Here is a 661-nt window from a genome sequence, read left to right as displayed (position 1 = left end):
TAGGCCACGTGGCCTTGTGTGCCTTTTACGGTTAGGTCTCCGGTAATCGAACCACGGCGACCATTTTTCACAACATCACCCACAATTTCTGTACTAGAAGGCTCACCAACGATGCACATGTCGATGTTCTCACCACGTTCCATCAGCGCTTCTACGACGCGAACGGTACCGTTAATGAAAGGACCTTCTTCATCAGAAGTGATCAAAAAGCCAATCGAGCCTTTGTGATCTGGGTGCTCGGCAATAAAGCGTTCAACGGCCACTACCATCGCCGCCAAAGAGCCTTTCATATCGGCCGCACCACGACCATGAAGGTAGCCATCGATGATGGTTGGCTCGAACGGTGGTGTATCCCATTGTTCTAGCTTGCCTGCGGGTACGACATCTGTGTGACCTGCGAAAGCAAACAATGGCGCTTCGTTACCGCGACGCGCCCAAAAGTTGGTGGTGTCTTCAAACACCATAACTTCAATTTCAAAACCGAGCGCTTTTAAACGTTCGATCATTAGGTCCTGACAACCTGCATCTTCAGGTGTTACGGACTGGCGGCTGATCAGGTCTTTTGCAAGTGCCAGTACTGGACTGTCTGTCATCCTTGAGTCTTCCTTACATTTATGAATTAAAAATCGTAGCGTATTGGTCTGCTTTGAAACCGATATGG

1 protein-coding gene is annotated in these 661 nt (G+C 49.2%); it reads right to left on the bottom strand.

The genetic code is table 11. The features are described 5' to 3' along the window. Window positions 1-593, bottom strand: a 593-nt coding sequence (dapE, locus tag R7Z77_RS26055) for a succinyl-diaminopimelate desuccinylase (protein WP_318137139.1), incomplete at its 3' end; no start/stop codon positions are given. Window positions 594-661 lie beyond the last annotated feature (68 nt).

It is taken from the genome of Vibrio sp. 1401 (assembly GCF_033340295.1).
Note: the sequence above shows the minus strand (reverse complement) of the source record. Positions and strands in the feature narration are given on the sequence as shown.